The 4,658-nt window shown below is 72.6% G+C and carries 2 protein-coding genes; one reads left to right on the top strand and one right to left on the bottom strand.

Annotation, left to right across the window (positions count from 1 at the left end):
• Positions 1–139: 139 nt before the first annotated feature.
• Complete coding sequence (locus tag ACZ60W_RS37010) at positions 140–2,920, bottom strand: glycosyl hydrolase (protein WP_469759798.1); 2,781 nt, start codon at positions 2,918–2,920, stop codon at positions 140–142.
• A 246-nt stretch (positions 2,921–3,166) separates the two neighbouring features.
• On the opposite strand from ACZ60W_RS37010, the gene ACZ60W_RS37005 reads away from it, so the two are divergent.
• Entirely contained in the window at positions 3,167–4,468 is a 1,302-nt protein-coding gene (locus ACZ60W_RS37005; RefSeq protein WP_469759797.1) for an ABC transporter substrate-binding protein, read from the top strand.
• Positions 4,469–4,658: the final 190 nt, after the last annotated feature.

Genomic DNA, 4,658 nt, shown 5'->3' with positions numbered 1-4,658 from the left:
AATGAGGCCCTCCCCCCACCACACCTCGGATACCTGCCCCCCCCCCCCCCCCCCCCCCCCCCCCCCCCCCCCCCCCCTCCCTCCCCCCCCCCCCCCCCCCCCCCCCCCCCCCCCCCCGCCGTCGCGCGGGACGCTCGGTTCAGTCGAACGGGATGACGACCACGGAGCGGTCGGTCCCGGTCTGCAGGCGCGCGTCGGCGTTGCCGATGGCGCTCCAGACCTCCAGGCGGACGGTGCCGCCGCGCAGGTTCCCGAGGGTGCCGGTGGCGGACCGCAGGCCGCGGGACTGGGCGTACTCCTCCCAGCCGGTCACCGGGTCGGTCGCGAAGTACTGGTAGGTCTCCGTCCTGTCGAAGGTGCCGTCCCCGGTGAGGTCGTAACTGATCCGGGCCTGCTGGCCGAGGCCGACGGCGGTGCCGGCGTCGACCTGGAGCCGGAAGGCGGTGGAGCCGCCGGACCGGAGGGTGCCGTTGACGTTCCTGGCCTCGTAGACGAGGGGGCGGTTCGGGGTGCCGTCGTGGTTGGCCCCGCCGGCCGAGGCGATGGTGTCGGCGCCCGCGGTGGCGCCGCCCGCCGTGGTGAGCGTCCCGCCGGTGCGGAGCTGGAAGGTGTTTCCGGTGGACGGCTCGGGGTCGGGGCCGGGGTCGGTGCCGCCGCCGGTTCCGGTGCCGCTGGCGGTCGAGCGGGCGGGGACGCTGAGGGTCTTGCCGTCGGAGAAGGTGACCGTGCGGGCGGTCGCGCCGTGGTTGTGGGCGACGTAGGTCCGGGTGGTGCCCTTCAGGAAGACGGCGGAGGTGGGGATGTTCCCGCTGACGGAGGCGTCGGGTGCGCCGAGGGTGTCGAGGGCCGTGAGCCAGTGGTAGGTGTGGGCCTTGGACTCGCCCGCCTCGGGGGTGTATCCGGCGTTTCCGGCGTCCCACTTGGCCTTGGCGGCGGCCGGGTCGGCGAAGGACTGGAACTCCCAGAGGATGTCGCGCCATTCGACGGCGGGGCCGCCGTTCTCGCGTTCCATCTCGGCGATGTTGCGCCGGACGGCCTCCTTGTGGCCGCCGAGGTGCAGCGAACCGCCGGTGACGGGGAGGACGTTGATGCCGTGGATCTCCTCGGGATTGGCGGTCCACCAGGTGGAGTAGGCGGCGCCGCTGCCCCAGACCATGCCGGCGGTGTCGTGCTGGAAGGGGGCGGGGAAGACCTGCTGGTCGGCGTCGAACCAGTACTGGGCGATGGCCTCGCCCTCGGTGGTGAGCAGGTAGGTGCCGAGGTCGCGCAGGGAGGTGTCGCCGGTGGCGGCGCCCCACAGGACGAGCGCGGCGCTGAGGTTGGTGGACTCCGAGGAGGACTCCTGGTTGTTGCCGGCGGCGAAGCCCTGGTGGCCGCTGGCCCAGCTGTGTCCGGCGTAGACGTCGAAGCCGCGCAGGAAGGGGAAGGCGCTGTCGGTGCGGCTGGGGTTGGCCGTGTCGCGGACCAGGGTCTTCACCATGGCGCCCCAGGCGGAGTCGGCGGCCCAGGCGGGGTCGTACTGGGCGACGATCGCGGCGGCGTAGACGTAGTAGCCGTAGTGGAAGTGGTGGTCGTTGAGCTCGGTGTCGCTGCCGTAGGAGGCGGGGTAGCCGGTGAGGGTCTTCCAGGCCCCGTCGTAGGAGAACTCGGCAGCGCCGCCCGCGGTGAACCACTCCTGGAGGCGGCCCTTCATCAGGCCGAGGAGCTTGTCGCGGATCGCACCCTCGCCGATCTGGTCGGCGAGCGGGACGAGCTGGGCGAGCTTGCCGAGCGCCTTGCCGGTCCAGTAGGTGTCGACGGCTCCGGAGAAGGGGTCGGAGGCGTTGGCGACCTCGTTGAGGTAGCCGCGCAGCCGCGCGGCGTCCGCTCCGGTGCCGCCGGGGAGGGCGGGCAGGGTGGCGGCGGCGCGCTGGGCGGTGGTGAAGGAGGCGCCCTCGCGGACCTTCATGGTGCCGCGGGGGGAGACGTAGGTGTACGGGGTGAGCGGGTCGGTGGTGTGCAGCCACTGGTGGCGGTAGAGGGCCTGGAGGGTGCCGCGTTCGGTTCCCTCCTTGGCCTCGGTGGTGAGGCTGTAGGTGGCGCGGACGGTGCCGGCGTCGTAGGCCCAGTTCACCGTGGAGCCGGTGACGAAGCTGTAGGCGTACTTCCGGTAGGTGGCGAGGGCGTCGGTGGAGGGCAGGACGGCGACGGAGAAGTAGTCCTTGCCGCCGAGGCCCGCGGTGACGGTGGTGCCGGAGACGTTCCAGTCGGTGCCGCTGGGGGCGAAGAGGGCGTAGTGGTGGCCCGCGACGGTGATGCCGAGGACGTTGCCCTGGTCGGCGAAGACGGCGGGCGTCTCGGCGGTGGTGATCCGCGCGTCGCCGCCGGTGCCCTTGGCGTACACGAAGGGAAGGCCGTGGCCGATGGTGGTGCGCAGGGTGCGGGCGCCGTCGGACCAGTAGGGGGTGACGGTCCAGTCGGACCAGGCGTCGGCCTTGGTGTCGGGCGAGTTGAGACCGGTGAGGCCGAGGGTGAGGTCGCGCTTGTGGGCGAACTCGTACTGGCGCCCGTCGCCGACCACGGCGGGGCTGGTGGGGTAGCCGATCTCCAGTCCGCCGGCGACGGCCTGGTAGGTGAGCGGGTGGCCGTACATGGGGGTGGAGTACGGGTTGTCGCCGTAGCGCTGGAAGGCGAGGGAGGACCACCAGTCGTTGGTGGGGACCGGCTTGCCCTGGGCCGCGGCGGTGACCTTGGGGGTGACCGGCGCGCCGGTGTTGGTGGTGGGGCCGGAGGTTCCGGCGGGGCGGGTGTCGGAGTAGCTTCCGGCACCGGTGGGGACGGTGGCGGCGGCCGCGGGGGCGGCGGCGGGGCCGAGTCCCAGGCCGGCGAGGGCGGAGACCAGGACCAGCGCTGCGGCCGGCCGTGTGCGGGGGGCTGGCATGAACGGCACCTCATGTCGTCGCGGGAGTCGCGGTGAGTTGCTGAGAGCGCTCTCAGATGGCCGGAAACGTAAAACCCTGGAAACGAGTGTGTCAAGAGATTGAACACAGACCGGAGTTGACGGTCCGTCCCGTCCGTTACGCCTTCGAGCCTTGACGGATGAGCCGCTCCCCAGGCACTCTCCCTCCGCAGGCTTGAGAGCGCTCTCAGACGCTCTCGCTCGTTCCGAAGCCAAGGGAGGCTTCCCATGCCCATCGCCCGAGCCGCCAAGAGAACCGCCGTCCGCCTGGGGGCGGTCGCACTCACCGGGGCACTGCTCACCGCCTGCGGAGGCGCGACGGACGACGCGTCGGACGGCGCGGGAGGCAAGGTCACGATCACCGTGGACCTGTTCGGCTCCTTCGGATACAAGGAGGCCGGGCTGTACGCCGAGTACGAGAAGCTCCACCCCGGCGTCACCATCAAGCAGACCGACACCGAGGACGAGGCCGACTACTGGAAGTCCCTCCAGACCCGCCTCGCCGGCGGCGGCGGGCTCGCCGACGTCCAGGGCATCGAGGTGGGCCGCATCGCCTCCGTCACCCAGCAGCAGGCCGACCGCTTCGCCGACCTCCGCACCTACGGCGCCGACGCGCTCAAGGACCAGTTCGCCCCGGCCAAGTGGGCCGCCGCCACCGGCAAGGGCGGCGAGGTCCTCGGCCTCGGCACCGACGTCGGCCCCGAGGCGATGTGCTACCGGACCGACCTCTTCAAGCAGGCCGGCCTGCCCACCGACCGCGAGGAGCTCGCGAAGAAGTGGTCGACCTGGGACGGTTACCTGGACCTCGGCAAGCAGTACAAGGCGAAGGCCCCGGGCCGCAGCGCCTGGATCGACAGCGTCGGCAGCCTCTACTCGATCATGATCGGCCAGGAGAAGGAGCGCTACTACGACGCCTCCGGCAAGCTGATCTGGGAGGACAACCCCGCGCTCCGCGCCGCCTGGGACCACTCCGTGCAGGCGGCCCAGGGCGGCCTGAGCGCCAAGCTCGACCAGTGGTCCCCGCAGTGGAACCAGGCCTTCTCCGCCGGCTCCTTCGCGACCATCCCCTGCCCCGCCTGGATGCTCGGCTACATCAAGGGCCAGGCCGGTGAGGCGAACAAGGGCAAGTGGGACGTCGCCACGCTGCCCGGCGGCGCCGGCAACTGGGGCGGCTCCTACCTCGCCGTGCCGAAGGCCGCCAAGCACAAGAAGGAGGCGTACGAGCTGATCAAGTGGCTCACCGCCCCCGAGCAGCAGACCCGCCTCTTCGAGAAGCAGGGCAACTTCCCCTCCGCCACCGGCGCGATCGCCAAGGTCGCCGACGCCAAGGACCCGTTCTTCTCCGACGCCCCCATCGGCCGGATCTTCGGTGACGCGGCGAAGGCGGCGCCCGTGCAGGTCCTCGGCGTCCACGACCAGAACATCGCCCAGCAGATCACCAACGCCCTGAGCGAGGTCGAGCGCAAGGGCACCTCGCCGGAGAAGGCGTGGTCGAACGCGAAGAAGGGCGTCGAGAACACCATCGGCTGACCCCCGGCCGGGGGGGGGGGCCCCCCCCCTCCCCCCGCCCCCCCCCCCCCCCCCCCCCCCCCCCCCCCCCCCCACGCCCCCCCCCCCCCCCCCCCCCACACCCCCCCCCCCCAAAACACCCCCCCCCCCCCCCCCCCCCCCAACCCCCCCCCCCCCCCCCCCCCCACCCCCCCCCCCAACCCCCCCCAAA

The organism is Streptomyces sp. NPDC104202 (assembly GCF_055584185.1).
Note: the sequence above shows the minus strand (reverse complement) of the source record. Positions and strands in the feature narration are given on the sequence as shown.